A 14,811-nucleotide genomic window follows, 5' to 3' on the forward strand; every position below is an offset into this window, starting at 1 on the left:
GAGGGATTGTGACGCACATAAAAAAGGGTGCCTAAGCACCCTTTTTCGCATCAGCAGATTTTACCAGACGTAAGTCAGCAGGTTCTGCGAGTTTGGCACCATAAAGTCGACGGACATCATCACGCTCAGCGCAGTAATGGCGATGATGGAGAAACCGAACAGCTTACGTGCCCAGACCCGGTCATCTTCCACTTTATAACCACGCAACGCCATGCCTAGCCACCAGACACTCACTGCTGCTGCAACCACCAGATATTTGTATCCAGCGTAACCGCCCAGTGAGAGCATCAGCGTAGCGATGGCAAACGCAATGATATACAGAGTGATATGGTTCTTCGCGACTGAAATGCCTTTTACCACCGGCAGTACCGGGATGTTGGCTGCCTGATAATCCTTAAAGCGGAAAATCGCAATCGCGTAAGAGTGCGGCATCTGCCACAGGCTGAAAATAGCCAACAGAATCAGTGCACCGCTATCGAACTCACCAGTTACCGCACAGTAGCCAATCACCGGCGGCGCAGCGCCGGAGAGTGAGCCAATCAGCGTGCCGTAAACCGAGTGACGCTTCATGTACAGACTATATACGCCAACATACACGACGAAGCCCATAACCCCTAGCCAGCAGGCCAGAGGGTTAGCGCCAAACCACAGCAGCATAAAGCCAGCAATACCCAGCAGGGTGGCGTATACCAGCGAGACCGCAGGGGAAATCAGACCCTTAACCAACACGCGGTTTTTGGTCCTCTCCATCTTCCTGTCGATATCCCTGTCGATGTAGTTGTTAAATACACAACCCGACGCCACAACCAGTGACACCCCAACCAACGTGTAGATAAACAGGGGATAGTCAATGCTGCCTTTAGAGGCCAGCAGGAATCCCCCAATCACCGAGATCAGGTTGCCAAAGATGATGCCTGGTTTCGTTACTTGCAGGTATTGCTTAAACATCATAATCGCCGCTCTTAGTGCATCATCATGTTGTAGTTGAGGTTCCACATAATCCAGATGGAGCCCACAACCAGGATGGCGATGATAAGCACAGTAAAGACAAAGGCCGTCATGTTCCAACCTTCATCAGATTTGGTATTCATGTGCAGGAAGCACACCAGGTGCACCAGAATCTGTACCACTGCCATCGCCAGAATAGTCCCCAGAATGACGGCCGGAGAGGCAGAACCTGTCATTACCATCCAGAACGGAATGACCGTCAGGATGATCGACAGGATAAAACCTGTCATGTAGGTTTTTACGCTGCCATGGGATGCGCCGCCGCTCTCGTTAGAATGACTCATTACATCGCCCCCATCAGATAAACAACAGTGAACACACAGATCCACACCACGTCCAGGAAGTGCCAGAACAGGCTCAGGCACATGATACGGGTACGGTTAGTACTGGTAAGGCCACGACGAGCAACTTGCACCATCAACACTGCCATCCAGATAAGACCGGAGGTGACGTGCAGACCGTGGGTACCGACCAGCGCGAAGAATGCTGACAGGAAGCCGCTACGATCCGGGCCCATACCGTTAACAATCAGGTGATGGAATTCATAGAGTTCCATCCCGATAAATCCGGCACCAAACAAGAAGGTCAACGCCAGCCAGGAGATAACCTGGCTCTTGTTGTTCTTGTACATGGCGATAGCCGCCATGCCGTAAGTAATGGAGCTGAATAACAGCAGGAATGTTTCAACCAGAACGAACGGCAGTTCAAAAATGTCCTTACCTGTTGGGCCACCTGCGGTGCCGTTCACCAGAACGGCATAGGTTGCAAACAGAATAGAGAACAGAATGCAGTCGCTCATCAGGTAGATCCAAAATCCGAAGATTTTGGTCTGGCCTGCATCGTGGTGCCCGTGTTCGTGCGCGTGGGCATTCGCGTGCGTCAAAGTATCAGTTGCCATTTTTCAGCCCTGCCTTAGTAATCTCATCGAAATGCTGGTTTTCCAGTTTTTCGACTTCCGGTACCGGCACGTAGTAATCCACGTCTTCATCAAAGCTTTTCACAATCCAGCTGATGATCATGCCTGCGAAGCTTGCAATCGCCAGCCACCAGATATGCCAGATCATGGCGAAACCAAACAGTGTTGCGAAGGCGGTAATGACGATACCTGCACCGCTGTTTTTCGGCATATGAATCTCTTCATAGTGCGCAGGCTGTTTGTACGCTTCACCTTTTTCTTTCATTTCCCAGAAGGCATCACGCTCGTGAACGTGCGGCACAACGGCAAAGTTATAGAACGGAGGCGGGGAAGAGGTTGCCCATTCCAGTGTACGGCCACCCCATGGGTCACCGGTCAGGTCACGGTTCTGCTCGCGGTCGCGAATAGAAACGAAGATCTGAATCAGCTGGCACAGGATACCCAGTGCAATCAGCGCGGCACCGCAAGCGGCAACGACCAGCATCGGATGGAACTGAGGGTCAATCTGCTGGCTGAGGCGACGGGTCATCCCCATAAAGCCCAGCACGTACAGCGGCATAAATGCCACGAAGAAGCCGATGATCCAGAACCAGAATGCGCGTTTGCCCCAGGTTTCGTTCAGCGTGAAGCCGAACGCTTTTGGCCACCAGTAGGTCATACCCGCGAAGCAACCGAACACGACGCCGCCGATGATAACGTTATGGAAGTGCGCAATCAGGAACAGACTGTTGTGCAGTACGAAGTCTGCACCCGGAACCGCCAGCAGCACGCCGGTCATACCGCCGACTGAGAAGGTTACGATGAAGCCAATCGTCCACAGCATTGCTGAGTGGAATACGATGCGGCCCTGATACATGGTGAACAACCAGTTGAAGATCTTCACCCCGGTCGGGATGGCGATAATCATCGTGGTGATACCGAAGAAGGCGTTTACGTTAGCGCCCGCACCCATGGTGAAGAAGTGGTGCAGCCAAACAACGAACGACAGTACGGTGATACACACGGTTGCCCACACCAGCGAGGTGTAACCAAACAGGCGTTTACGCGAGAAGGTTGCAGCGATTTCGGAGAAAACACCGAAGACCGGCAGAACCAGAATGTACACTTCCGGATGGCCCCAGGCCCAAATCAGGTTGATGTACATCATCATGTTGCCGCCCATATCGTTGGTAAAGAAATGGGTACCCAGATAGCGATCCAGGGTCAGCAACGCGACGGTGACGGTCAGGATTGGGAAGGAGGCGATAATCAGTATGTTTGCGCACAGAGATGCCCAGCTAAATACTGGCATCTTGAACATAGTCATACCTGGTGCACGCATCTTAATGATGGTCACAAAGAAGTTGATACCGGTCAGTGTTGTACCGATACCGGACAGCTGGACCGCCCATATCCAATAATCGACCCCGACGCTTGGACTGTACTCTATTCCCGAGAGTGGCGGATACGCCAGCCAACCGGTCTGTGCGAATTCACCTACGCCCAGAGACAGGTTAACCAGGATTACGCCGACAACGGTGAACCAGAAGCTCAGGTTGTTCAGGAATGGGAATGCAACGTCACGTGCGCCGATCTGCAGTGGAACCACCAGGTTCATCAGACCGATAACAAATGGCATTGCTACGAAGAAGATCATGATCACGCCGTGAGCCGTGAAGATCTGGTCGTAGTGGTGAGGAGGCAGGAAGCCCGCTTCACCCGCAGAAGCCAGCGCTTGCTGACTACGCATCATGATGGCGTCAGCAAAGCCACGGATCAACATGACGATTGCGACGATGACATACATGATGCCAAGGCGTTTGTGGTCAACCGAAGTTAGCCACTCTTTCCACAGGTAGGTCCACTTACCAAAGTAAGTGATAAGGCCTAGTAAGGCCGCTCCACCGATGATAATGGCAGCGATCGTAACCATGACGATTGGTTCATGGAACGGGACTGCATCCAGTGTCAATTTTCCGAACATCGTATTCTTCCTCGGCCCCTTAGTGAGCGGATTCCGCGTGGCTCATGTCCATGCCTTCCATCCCTTCGTGTGCGCTGTGCTCACCTTCTGGTTTGGTCATGTCCATGCTCTTACCGTGAGCCATAAATTTGTTAATAACGTCTTTAAACAAATCCGGTTTCACGTTGGAGAAGTATTCCACCTGGTTGTATTCACTTGGCGCAGCCACTTTCTCGAACGCCGCCATGTCACTCATGGTGTTCGTGGACTGTTTCGCTTTAGCAACCCATTGGTCGAATTCGGCGCGGTCCTTTGTTGCGATAGCCTTGAACTTCATACCGGAGAAGCCTGGTCCGCTGTAGCTTGCGGAGATACCATCATAAGTACCGACTTCGTTAGCGATCAGATGCAGGCGAGTCTGCATACCGGCCATGGCATAAATCTGGCTACCCAGACGCGGGATAAAGAAGGAGTTCATCACGGAGTTGGATGTCACTTTGAATTCAACCGGAGTGTTCGCCGGGAAGGCGATTTCATTCACGGTAGCGATACCCTGTTCCGGATAGATGAAGAACCATTTCCAGTCCATGGAAACCACTTCGATGGTAATGGGCTTCTCGTCATGCGCCAGCGGTTTGCTTGGCTCAAGTGCGTGAGTGGTTTTCCAGGTGAGTACAGCAAGGAAAATGATGATCAGAATCGGCACCGTCCAGACCACAGCTTCCACTTTATTGGAGTGTGACCAGTTCGGGCTGTACTTCGCATCTTTATTGCTTGCACGGTACTTCCAGGCAAAACCAACAGCCATCAAGATGGCAGGAATAACGACAATCAACATCAGGCCAAATGCCGTCAGTATCAGTGAACGTTGTTCCAGTCCAATCTGTCCTTTAGGGTCAAGCAGCGCAGAATTACAGCCACTGAGTAATGCAGTGCCTGCAATTAATGACAACCATCCCAAACTTTTATTGTATTTCCTGAGTCTCATTTAACGACCTCAATTCCACGGGACCGGGTGGCGTTTAAAGTGTGAGGGCATTTTACGGGAAGGTTACATTACTGTAAACATCATTGGATCTGTGTTACCGGGTTCTGCCGTGCGTGTCACATATGTTGCAATATATGTCAGGTTGGCTTTAAGAACCTGTTGCAACATCATGTTATAACGAAAGCGGGTTCATGGAGAAGGCATAGAGGGCAATTGGTATAACCAATGGTAAAATAAAACAATTGTTTAACAATTGATTATCAATAAAGAGACAATTGAAGGGCGGAAAATAAATCAGTCTTGGCTGAATCGAGTAAGGAAAATAGAATTTATAAAAGGCGTCAATAATTTCCAAATTCTATGGGGCACAAAACAACAAATATTATTTTTATCAATCGTTGTTTATTTAGCCGTTATAATTACGCAGGGTGATTACAACGGCCAAATAAACCGGTCAAATTACGCCAGACGCGTTTTGCGTAGAGCCAGGTAATCCAGCAGTCCACCGAATACGATCCCACAGACGGCGATCAGGACCGCAACTTCAAGGAGTTCCGACAGGAAGGAGAAATTGGTGTAATCGAGGGCGTTCATCGTTAGCAGTAACAGCCATACAGCCAGTAGACAGCAGCCCACCAATAGCGTCATTAATGCCAGATTGTATGCTCCGCGGAATTCCGTGCGCGGGATAAAACTTTCGTTTTGCCAGCTATGTTCCAGCGTCTGACGGCAAACCAGCAACAACACGAGACCTGGGATCGCGGCAAACACAGAGAACAGATAAAATGTTGGCCAGCCGTGCGCTTCGACAAACCAACCCGCTACCGGACCTACGTAAACGCGTCCAACTGCGGAAAGGGCTGAGAGCAGGGCGAATTGCGTTGCAGAAAAAGATTTATTACATAACGTCATTAACAGGGCGACAAACGCCGCTGTCCCCATGCCGCCGCAGAGGTTTTCGAAGAATACTGCCGCGCCCATACTGAACATGTGCTTATCAGTAATGGAAAGTAACCAGTAGCCTGCATTTGACGCCCCTTGCAGAACGCCGAAAATCAGCAATGCACGGAACAGCGACAGTCGCTGCATCAGGATCCCGCCGTAGAGTGCGCCAACAATTGTGGCCAGCAGCCCCAGCGTTTTATTGACGACGCCGACTTCGCCTGCGTCAAATCCGACGCCGCGAATTAAAAATGTCGTGGTCAGGCTCATGGCGAAGGCATCGCCAAGTTTATACAGCACAATGAGCAGCAGGATAAGCCAGGCGTTGTTACGCCCAAAGAAGTCACGTAGTGGGGCGACAACCGCTTGTTCCAGCGTTTTGGGAACCGGAATAGTATCTGTGGGTTCGGGGGCCAACAGGGTGGCGATAATACAAGGAATGAGTAGTGCTGCCATCAACCAGTACATTCCTTGCCAGCCCAACCAGCGATCGGCCATCCACAGGGCCAGTCCACCGGAAACCAGCATCCCCAGGCGGTAACCCAGCACGCTGATTGCCGCGCCGGTTCCTCGCTCTTCTGCGGGCAAAACGTCCGTTTTCCATGCGTCAAAGACGATATCCTGTGAGGCTGAGCAGAACGCGATGACTACTGCGAGTGCAGCCATCCAGCGTAGTTGCGAGCCAGGTTCCAGGAATCCCATTGCGGCGATAGAAATGAGTAGTAATAGCTGGGTAGTGAGCAGCCAGCCGCGACGTCGCCCTAAAAAAGGTGGCGTGTAGCGGTCCATAACCGGGGACCAGAGGAACTTAAAGACGTAGGCCTGGCCGACCAGAGAAAAGAAGCCGATGGTTTTAAGGTCGATATTCTCAACCGTCATCCATGCCTGGAGCGTACCGGAGGTCAGTGCGAGTGGTAAACCGGAGGCAAAGCCTAGCATCAGCAGAATAGCTGATTTCGGTTGCTGGAAAATGCGTAAATAGTGACTGGGCATGAGTATTTAAAGCTGACCCGGCGTTAGCCGGGTCAGGATGCAGAAATTAACGTGCGTTCTGCTTGATGAAATCATGAACGCTGGTGTCCTGAGACATATCAGAGATGGTGTCTGTCAGGACGCTGTTAACGGCGTCCGCAATATTTTTGTTAGAGGCCTGGAATGCGCCTTCAACAGAGTAGCTTGCGCGGTAGTTTTTGGTCATCTTGTTGCCGTTTGCCGCGGTTGCGATAATAGCGATGTCGGCTTTGGTGGCGATGTTATAGCGCACGCTACCTTGAGACACATCAGCATACAGTTGGCTAACGATGATTTGCAGGTTAACTGCACCGTTCGGACCTACCATGTAACCGCGCGCGGTCATCTGTTTCTCCAGTACTTCTTGCAGCAGGAAGCGCAGATCGCGGGAAGCAGTCAGAGTAACCAGTTGATTGTCGCGGGTCACTTTCGCCAGTGCCTGATCCTGACGCTGGTCGGCGCCGTTGATGCTGACAGTCACACCCATCAGGCTAGGATCCTGCTGCGGCAGGGTAATTCTCGGAGAAACGTTAATGGTGGTGGGTGGAGTTGCGCAGCCAGTCAACATAAACAGCGCGACTAAAGGAAAGAGGATTTTTTTAAACATGCCAGGGCTCTCAGCGAATCTAAATTGTATGGTTAGAGAAATTTCCCGCCATCATAACATCGCCAACGACGAGGGGAAGTGGGTAACGCATGTAAATTCATCGCGTTGTCCGTTTAGTTACTTTGTAGATACCATAAGTGGAGTTTTTGCAATCAAACGAACAGATGAACCAGTGAACTTCATTCGTTTGAATGAGAAAATCAGACAAACGCTAATTATTTGTTGCTTAGGTGTAATGAAAACGGTAAAAGCGGCTAGTATTTAAAGGGATGGGTGACATCTCAGCGTTGTCGGAGGAAATATTTCATGATGATTCGTGAGCAAATAGAAGAAAAATTAAGGGCAGCGTTCCAACCCGTGTTCCTCGAAGTTGTGGATGAAAGCTATCGTCACAATGTTCCGGCAGGTTCTGAAAGCCACTTTAAGGTTGTGCTGGTCAGCGATCGCTTTGCAGGTGAGCGTTTTCTTAATCGTCATCGGATGATTTACGGTACGTTAACGGCGGAGCTCTCCACAACCGTGCATGCACTAGCCCTGCATACCTACACGACTAAGGAGTGGGAAGGGTTGCAGGATACTGTTTTTGCCTCTCCTCCCTGTCGTGGAGGTGGAGCGGGAAGCATCGCGTAGAAAAACGGATTTGCAACAACCGGCGCTTTTCCAGTATGTTGCTACAGATTATGTGAAAACGGCCTACGGGCCGTTTTGTTTTGTCTGAATTCTGAGCGAGTCGTATAGTATTCAGACAAAAATTAGCCGGGAATTGTGAAAAAAGCCGCAGCAACGCGCGATAACCGTTCTCGACTCATAAAAGTGATGCCGCTATAATGCGCGTCTTATTTTTCGGAATGTCTTCGGGATGATTCTGACGACAGGGAATGTGATTGATTATGAGAACATCCCGGTTCCGCGAAGCCAACAACCTGTGCTTGCGGAGAAGAGTTGACCGAGCACTGTGATTTTTTGAGGTAACAAGATGCAAGTTTCAGTTGAAACCACTCAAGGCCTTGGCCGCCGTGTAACGATTACTATCGCTGCTGACAGCATCGAGACCGCTGTGAAAAGCGAGCTGGTCAACGTAGCGAAGAAAGTGCGTATTGACGGTTTCCGCAAGGGAAAAGTACCGATGAATGTTGTTGCTCAGCGTTATGGCGCATCTGTTCGCCAGGACGTTCTGGGTGACCTGATGAGCCGTCACTTCGTTGACGCAATCATTAAAGAAAAAATTAATCCGGCTGGCGCACCGAACTACGTTCCGGGCGAATACAAACTGGGTGAAGATTTCACTTACGCGGTAGAATTCGAAGTATACCCGGAAGTTGAATTGACCGGTCTGGAAGCTATTGAAGTTGAAAAACCAGTTGTTGAAGTGACCGACGCTGACGTTGACGTTATGCTGGACACCCTGCGTAAGCAGCAGGCAACCTGGAAAGACAAAGACGGCGCTGCTGATGCAGAAGACCGTGTAACCATCGACTTCACCGGTTCTGTAGACGGTGAAGAGTTCGAAGGCGGCAAAGCATCTGATTTCGTACTGGCGATGGGCCAGGGTCGTATGATCCCGGGCTTTGAAGAAGGTGTTAAAGGTCACAAAGCTGGCGAAGAGTTCACTATTGACGTGACCTTCCCGGAAGAGTACCACGCTGAAAATCTGAAAGGTAAAGCCGCTAAATTCGTTATCAACCTGAAAAAAGTTGAAGAACGTGAACTGCCGGAACTGACTGAAGAATTCATCAAACGTTTCGGCGTTGAAGATGGTTCCGTTGCCGGTCTGCGCGCTGAAGTGCGTAAAAACATGGAACGCGAGCTGAAAGGTGCCGTGCGTAACCGCGTTAAGACTCAGGCGATCGAAGGTCTGGTGAAAGCCAATGACATCGACGTTCCTGCTGCTCTGATTGACAACGAAATCGATGTTCTGCGTCGTCAGGCTGCTCAGCGTTTTGGTGGCAACGAGAAACAAGCTCTGGAACTGCCGCGTGAACTGTTCGAAGAACAGGCTAAACGCCGCGTAGTTGTTGGTCTGCTGCTGGGCGAAGTGATTCGTACCAATGAGCTGAAAGCTGACGAAGAGCGTGTTAAGGGCCTGATCGAAGAGATGGCTTCTGCTTACGAAGATCCGAAAGAAGTTGTTGAATTCTACAGCAAAAACAAAGAGCTGATGGAAAACATGCGCAACGTCGCTCTGGAAGAACAGGCTGTTGAAGCGGTTCTGGCGAAAGCGAAAGTGACTGAAAAAGCCACTTCTTTCAACGAGCTGATGAACCAGCAGGCGTAATTCGTCGCTTTTTTAGCACGAAATATATACGCAAGCCCGTCACCTTCAGGTGGCGGGTTTTTTTTTGTCATGGATTTTGCATGGGAAGAGTGCGAAAACAGCGTTTCAGTGTTAGCGTTACAACAAAAGATTGTTATGCTTGAATTATGGCGATGTCGTACCCATTACAGAGGGACTAGCTGATAATCCGTCCATAAGGTTACAATCAGCACAGCAGGTTTTTTCAAATTTTATCCAGGAGACGGAAATGTCATACAGCGGCGAACGAGATAACTTTGCACCCCATATGGCGCTGGTGCCGATGGTCATTGAACAGACCTCACGTGGTGAGCGCTCTTTTGATATCTATTCTCGTCTACTTAAGGAACGCGTTATTTTTCTGACTGGCCAGGTCGAAGACCATATGGCTAACCTGATTGTGGCGCAGATGCTGTTCCTGGAAGCGGAAAACCCGGAAAAAGATATCTACCTGTACATCAACTCCCCTGGTGGGGTGATTACCGCAGGGATGTCTATCTATGACACCATGCAGTTTATTAAGCCGGACGTCAGCACCATTTGTATGGGCCAGGCGGCCTCAATGGGCGCGTTCCTGCTGACTGCAGGGGCAAAAGGTAAGCGTTTTTGCCTGCCTAACTCTCGCGTCATGATCCACCAGCCTCTGGGCGGTTACCAGGGCCAGGCGACGGATATTGAAATTCATGCCCGTGAAATCCTGAAAGTGAAAGGGCGCATGAATGAACTTATGGCGCACCATACGGGTCAATCTCTTGAGCAGATTGAGCGTGATACTGAGCGCGATCGCTTCCTCTCCGCTTCTGAAGCGGTGGAGTATGGTCTGGTCGACTCGATTTTGACCCATCGTAATTGATGCCTGAGGTGCAGGTGTGCCGCTACACACTTTATCCTTAAAGTTACCTCTTTGTAGGCTGCCAGTGCTTACCCCTGTTACTTACTTATGTAAGCGGCCGGGGATTTGCTTAGTTGCCGCCTCGATGTAGCTCGAATGATTTTGTGTATATACTAATGAAGGGCGGCACAACGCTGACAAGCGGCCTTGCGCCTGAGAATGGCATTTGCGTCGTCGTGTGCGGCACAAAGAACAAAGAAGAGGTTTTGACCCATGACAGATAAACGCAAAGATGGCTCGGGCAAATTGTTGTACTGCTCTTTTTGCGGCAAAAGCCAGCATGAAGTGCGCAAGCTGATTGCCGGTCCATCCGTGTATATCTGCGACGAATGTGTTGATTTATGTAACGACATCATTCGCGAAGAGATTAAGGAAGTAGCACCGCACCGTGAACGCAGTGCGCTGCCGACGCCACACGAAATTCGCAACCACCTGGACGATTACGTTATCGGTCAGGAACAGGCGAAGAAAGTGCTGGCGGTCGCGGTATACAACCATTACAAACGTCTGCGCAATGGTGACACCAGCAATGGCGTCGAGTTGGGCAAAAGTAACATCCTGCTGATTGGCCCGACGGGTTCCGGTAAAACGCTGCTGGCTGAAACGCTGGCGCGCCTGCTGGATGTTCCGTTCACTATGGCTGATGCCACCACCCTGACCGAAGCCGGTTATGTGGGTGAAGACGTTGAAAATATCATTCAGAAACTGTTGCAGAAGTGCGATTACGACGTACAGAAAGCGCAGCGCGGGATTGTCTATATTGATGAGATCGACAAAATCTCGCGTAAATCAGACAACCCGTCTATTACGCGTGACGTTTCCGGCGAAGGTGTACAGCAGGCGCTGCTGAAACTGATCGAAGGGACAGTTGCTGCAGTTCCGCCTCAGGGGGGACGTAAGCATCCGCAGCAGGAGTTCTTGCAGGTTGACACCTCTAAGATCCTGTTTATCTGCGGTGGTGCTTTCGCAGGGCTGGATAAGGTGATTGCTAACCGTGTTGAAACCGGCTCCGGCATTGGTTTTGGTGCGACGGTAAAAGCCCAGTCTGATAAAGCCAGCGAAGGTGAACTGCTGTCGCAGGTCGAACCGGAAGATCTGATCAAGTTTGGTCTGATCCCTGAATTCATCGGTCGTCTGCCGGTTGTGGCAACTCTGAGCGAACTGAGTGAAGAAGCGCTGATCCAGATCCTGAAAGAACCGAAAAACGCCCTGACCAAACAGTATCAGGCGCTGTTCAATCTTGAAGGTGTCGATCTGGAATTCCGTGAAGAAGCTCTGGATGCGATTGCTAAAAAAGCGATGGCGCGCAAAACCGGTGCCCGTGGCCTGCGTTCTATCGTGGAAGCTGCGCTGCTCGACACAATGTACGATCTGCCTTCTATGGAAGACGTCGAAAAAGTAGTGATCGACGAGTCCGTGATCAGTGGCCAAAGCAAGCCGTTATTGATTTACGGTAAGCCGGAAGCACAGCAGGCATCTGGTGAATAATTAACCATTTTATACAATCGGTTAATCAAAAAGGGGGGATTTTATCTCCCCTTTTATTTTTCCGTAAACATGGCGTTGAATGTGTGGGAAACATCCCCATATACTGACATACATGTTAAAGGTGGTATGAAGCACAGCAATGCCATCCGATTACCTGGCGGACACTAAACTAAGAGAGAGCTCTATGAATCCTGAGCGTTCTGAACGCATTGAAATCCCCGTATTGCCGTTGCGCGATGTGGTGGTTTATCCGCACATGGTCATACCCTTATTTGTAGGGCGGGAAAAATCTATCCGTTGCCTTGAAGCGGCTATGGACCATGATAAAAAAATCATGCTGGTCGCGCAGAAAGAAGCTTCAACGGATGAGCCGGGTGTAAACGATCTTTTCACCGTCGGGACCGTGGCCTCTATTTTGCAGATGCTGAAACTGCCTGACGGCACCGTAAAAGTGCTGGTCGAGGGGTTACAGCGCGCGCGTATTTCTGCGCTGTCTGATAACGGCGAGCATTTCTCTGCGAAAGCGGAGTACCTTGATTCGCCAGCCATTGATGAGCGCGAACAGGAAGTGCTGGTGCGGACCGCAATCAGCCAGTTCGAAGGCTATATCAAGCTGAACAAGAAAATCCCACCAGAAGTGCTGACGTCGCTTAACAGCATTGACGATCCTGCGCGTCTGGCGGACACCATCGCTGCCCATATGCCACTGAAGCTGGCGGACAAACAGTCCGTGCTGGAGATGTCCGACGTTAACGAACGTCTGGAATATCTGATGGCGATGATGGAATCTGAAATCGATCTGCTGCAGGTTGAGAAACGCATTCGCAACCGCGTTAAAAAGCAGATGGAGAAGTCCCAGCGTGAGTACTATCTGAACGAGCAAATGAAAGCCATTCAGAAAGAGCTCGGCGAGATGGACGATGCGCCGGATGAAAACGAAGCGCTGAAACGTAAGATCGACGCGGCGAAAATGCCGAAAGAGGCAAAAGAGAAAGCGGAAGCTGAACTGCAGAAGCTGAAAATGATGTCTCCAATGTCGGCAGAAGCGACTGTAGTACGTGGCTACATCGACTGGATGGTACAGGTTCCGTGGAATGCGCGTAGCAAGGTCAAAAAAGACCTGCGTCAGGCGCAGGAAATCCTTGATACCGACCATTACGGTCTGGAGCGCGTGAAAGACCGTATTCTCGAGTATCTCGCGGTTCAAAGCCGTGTGAACAAAATCAAGGGGCCGATCCTGTGCCTGGTTGGACCGCCGGGGGTGGGTAAAACCTCTCTGGGCCAGTCCATCGCTAAAGCGACCGGGCGTAAATACATTCGTATGGCACTGGGCGGCGTGCGTGATGAGGCTGAAATTCGTGGTCACCGCCGGACTTATATTGGTTCGATGCCGGGTAAACTGATCCAGAAAATGGCCAAAGTGGGCGTTAAAAACCCGCTGTTCCTGCTTGATGAGATCGACAAAATGTCTTCCGACATGCGTGGCGATCCGGCTTCCGCACTGCTTGAAGTGTTGGATCCAGAGCAGAACGTGGCGTTCAGCGATCACTACCTGGAAGTGGATTACGATCTCAGCGACGTCATGTTCGTTGCGACCTCTAACTCCATGAACATTCCGGCGCCGTTGCTGGATCGTATGGAAGTGATCCGTCTGTCCGGTTATACCGAAGACGAGAAGCTGAATATCGCCAAACGTCACCTGCTGCCGAAGCAGATTGAGCGTAACGCGCTGAAAAAAGGCGAGCTGACGGTCGACGATAGCGCCATTGTGGGCATTATTCGTTACTACACTCGTGAAGCAGGCGTACGTAGTCTGGAGCGTGAAATCTCCAAACTGTGCCGTAAAGCGGTTAAACAACTGTTGCTCGATAAGTCACTGAAGCATATCGAAATCAATGGCGATAACCTGCATGATTACCTGGGGGTGCAGCGCTTTGACTACGGCCGTGCGGACAACGAAAACCGCGTTGGTCAGGTTACGGGGCTGGCATGGACGGAAGTAGGTGGCGATCTGCTGACCATTGAAACCGCTTGTGTACCGGGTAAAGGCAAGCTGACCTACACCGGTTCTCTGGGTGAAGTGATGCAGGAATCCATTCAGGCAGCGCTGACCGTGGTTCGTGCGCGTGCGGAAAAACTGGGCATTAATCCGGATTTTTACGAAAAACGCGACATCCACGTCCACGTACCTGAAGGGGCAACACCGAAAGATGGTCCGAGTGCGGGTATTGCCATGTGTACTGCGCTGGTGTCTTGTCTGACTGGTAACCCGGTGCGTGCAGATGTAGCAATGACCGGCGAGATCACTCTGCGTGGTCAGGTTCTGCCTATCGGTGGTTTGAAAGAAAAATTGCTGGCAGCACACCGTGGCGGCATCAAAACGGTCTTAATTCCAGATGAAAACAAACGTGACCTGGAAGAGATTCCGGACAACGTAATTGCCGATCTGGACATCCATCCGGTGAAACGCATTGAGGAAGTTCTGACTCTCGCACTGCAAAATGAACCGTCTGGAATGCAGGTTGTAGCGGCAAAATAGTGACCTCGCGCAAAGAGCACTAATAAAAACAGGGCTGGCAGGTCATTTCGGACTTGCCAGCCTTTTTTTGTATAGCTAATTTAGATGACGGATTAGGTCTGCCATCATTAACGGGTGTTGTAAGGGCATGGCAGGCCTGATATAACTGCTGCGCGTTCGCACTTTGAAGGATTCAGGTGCGATAT

The 14,811-nt window shown here is 50.7% G+C and carries 12 protein-coding genes; 5 read left to right on the forward strand and 7 right to left on the reverse strand.

The window, feature by feature from the left end:
• Positions 1 to 60 precede the first annotated feature (60 nt).
• From cyoE to OGY01_RS12445, 7 genes are all read right to left on the reverse strand, one after another.
• The gene (cyoE, locus tag OGY01_RS12415) at positions 61 to 951 is read right to left on the reverse strand and encodes a heme o synthase (protein WP_144243050.1); all 891 of its coding nucleotides are present in this window, start codon (positions 949 to 951) and stop codon (positions 61 to 63) included.
• 11 nt (positions 952 to 962) lie between these two features.
• Positions 963 to 1,292, reverse strand: coding sequence for a cytochrome o ubiquinol oxidase subunit IV (locus tag OGY01_RS12420; RefSeq protein WP_045440536.1), 330 nt, complete (start codon positions 1,290 to 1,292; stop codon positions 963 to 965).
• The gene (locus OGY01_RS12425) at positions 1,292 to 1,906 is read right to left on the reverse strand and encodes a cytochrome o ubiquinol oxidase subunit III (RefSeq protein ID WP_045440539.1); all 615 of its coding nucleotides are present in this window, start codon (positions 1,904 to 1,906) and stop codon (positions 1,292 to 1,294) included. Before OGY01_RS12425 ends, OGY01_RS12420 begins: the two co-directional genes overlap by 1 nt.
• Positions 1,896 to 3,887 (reverse strand): cytochrome o ubiquinol oxidase subunit I, encoded by a 1,992-nt coding sequence (gene cyoB, locus OGY01_RS12430; RefSeq protein ID WP_003831008.1) that lies wholly within the window; start codon positions 3,885 to 3,887, stop codon positions 1,896 to 1,898. Before cyoB ends, OGY01_RS12425 begins: the two co-directional genes overlap by 11 nt.
• Before the next feature lie 19 nt (positions 3,888 to 3,906).
• Positions 3,907 to 4,854, reverse strand: a complete 948-nt coding sequence (gene cyoA, locus OGY01_RS12435; RefSeq protein WP_045440542.1) for a cytochrome o ubiquinol oxidase subunit II — start codon at positions 4,852 to 4,854, stop codon at positions 3,907 to 3,909.
• Positions 4,855 to 5,313: 459 nt separating this feature from the next.
• Positions 5,314 to 6,789, reverse strand: coding sequence for a muropeptide MFS transporter AmpG (gene ampG / locus OGY01_RS12440; RefSeq protein ID WP_045440544.1), 1,476 nt, complete (start codon positions 6,787 to 6,789; stop codon positions 5,314 to 5,316).
• 46 nt (positions 6,790 to 6,835) lie between these two features.
• Entirely contained in the window at positions 6,836 to 7,414 is a 579-nt protein-coding gene (locus tag OGY01_RS12445) for a lipoprotein (RefSeq protein WP_286493176.1), read from the reverse strand.
• A gap of 306 nt (positions 7,415 to 7,720) precedes the next feature.
• Here OGY01_RS12445 and bolA point away from each other — a divergent pair, with 306 nt between their 5' ends.
• The 5 genes from bolA to lon all read left to right on the forward strand — a co-directional run bounded on the left by bolA (position 7,721) and on the right by lon (position 14,626).
• On the forward strand, positions 7,721 to 8,044 hold the full coding sequence (gene bolA, locus OGY01_RS12450) for a transcriptional regulator BolA (RefSeq protein ID WP_045440548.1): 324 nt from the start codon (positions 7,721 to 7,723) through the stop codon (positions 8,042 to 8,044).
• A 346-nt stretch (positions 8,045 to 8,390) separates the two neighbouring features.
• A complete protein-coding gene (gene tig, locus OGY01_RS12455) occupies positions 8,391 to 9,689 on the forward strand; it encodes a trigger factor (protein WP_045440551.1) in 1,299 nt (432 codons plus the stop codon).
• 247 nt (positions 9,690 to 9,936) lie between these two features.
• The gene (gene clpP, locus OGY01_RS12460) at positions 9,937 to 10,560 is read left to right on the forward strand and encodes an ATP-dependent Clp endopeptidase proteolytic subunit ClpP (RefSeq protein ID WP_003021624.1); all 624 of its coding nucleotides are present in this window, start codon (positions 9,937 to 9,939) and stop codon (positions 10,558 to 10,560) included.
• A gap of 252 nt (positions 10,561 to 10,812) precedes the next feature.
• On the forward strand, positions 10,813 to 12,087 hold the full coding sequence (gene clpX, locus OGY01_RS12465) for an ATP-dependent protease ATP-binding subunit ClpX (protein WP_045440553.1): 1,275 nt from the start codon (positions 10,813 to 10,815) through the stop codon (positions 12,085 to 12,087).
• Between the two features lie 184 nt (positions 12,088 to 12,271).
• Positions 12,272 to 14,626: an endopeptidase La gene (gene lon / locus OGY01_RS12470; RefSeq protein WP_045440556.1), complete on the forward strand. Its 2,355-nt coding sequence runs from the start codon at positions 12,272 to 12,274 to the stop codon at positions 14,624 to 14,626.
• Positions 14,627 to 14,811: the final 185 nt, after the last annotated feature.

Source organism: Citrobacter sp. Cm038, from assembly GCF_030333105.1.
GTDB classification, from domain to species: Bacteria; Pseudomonadota; Gammaproteobacteria; order Enterobacterales; family Enterobacteriaceae; genus Citrobacter; species Citrobacter murliniae.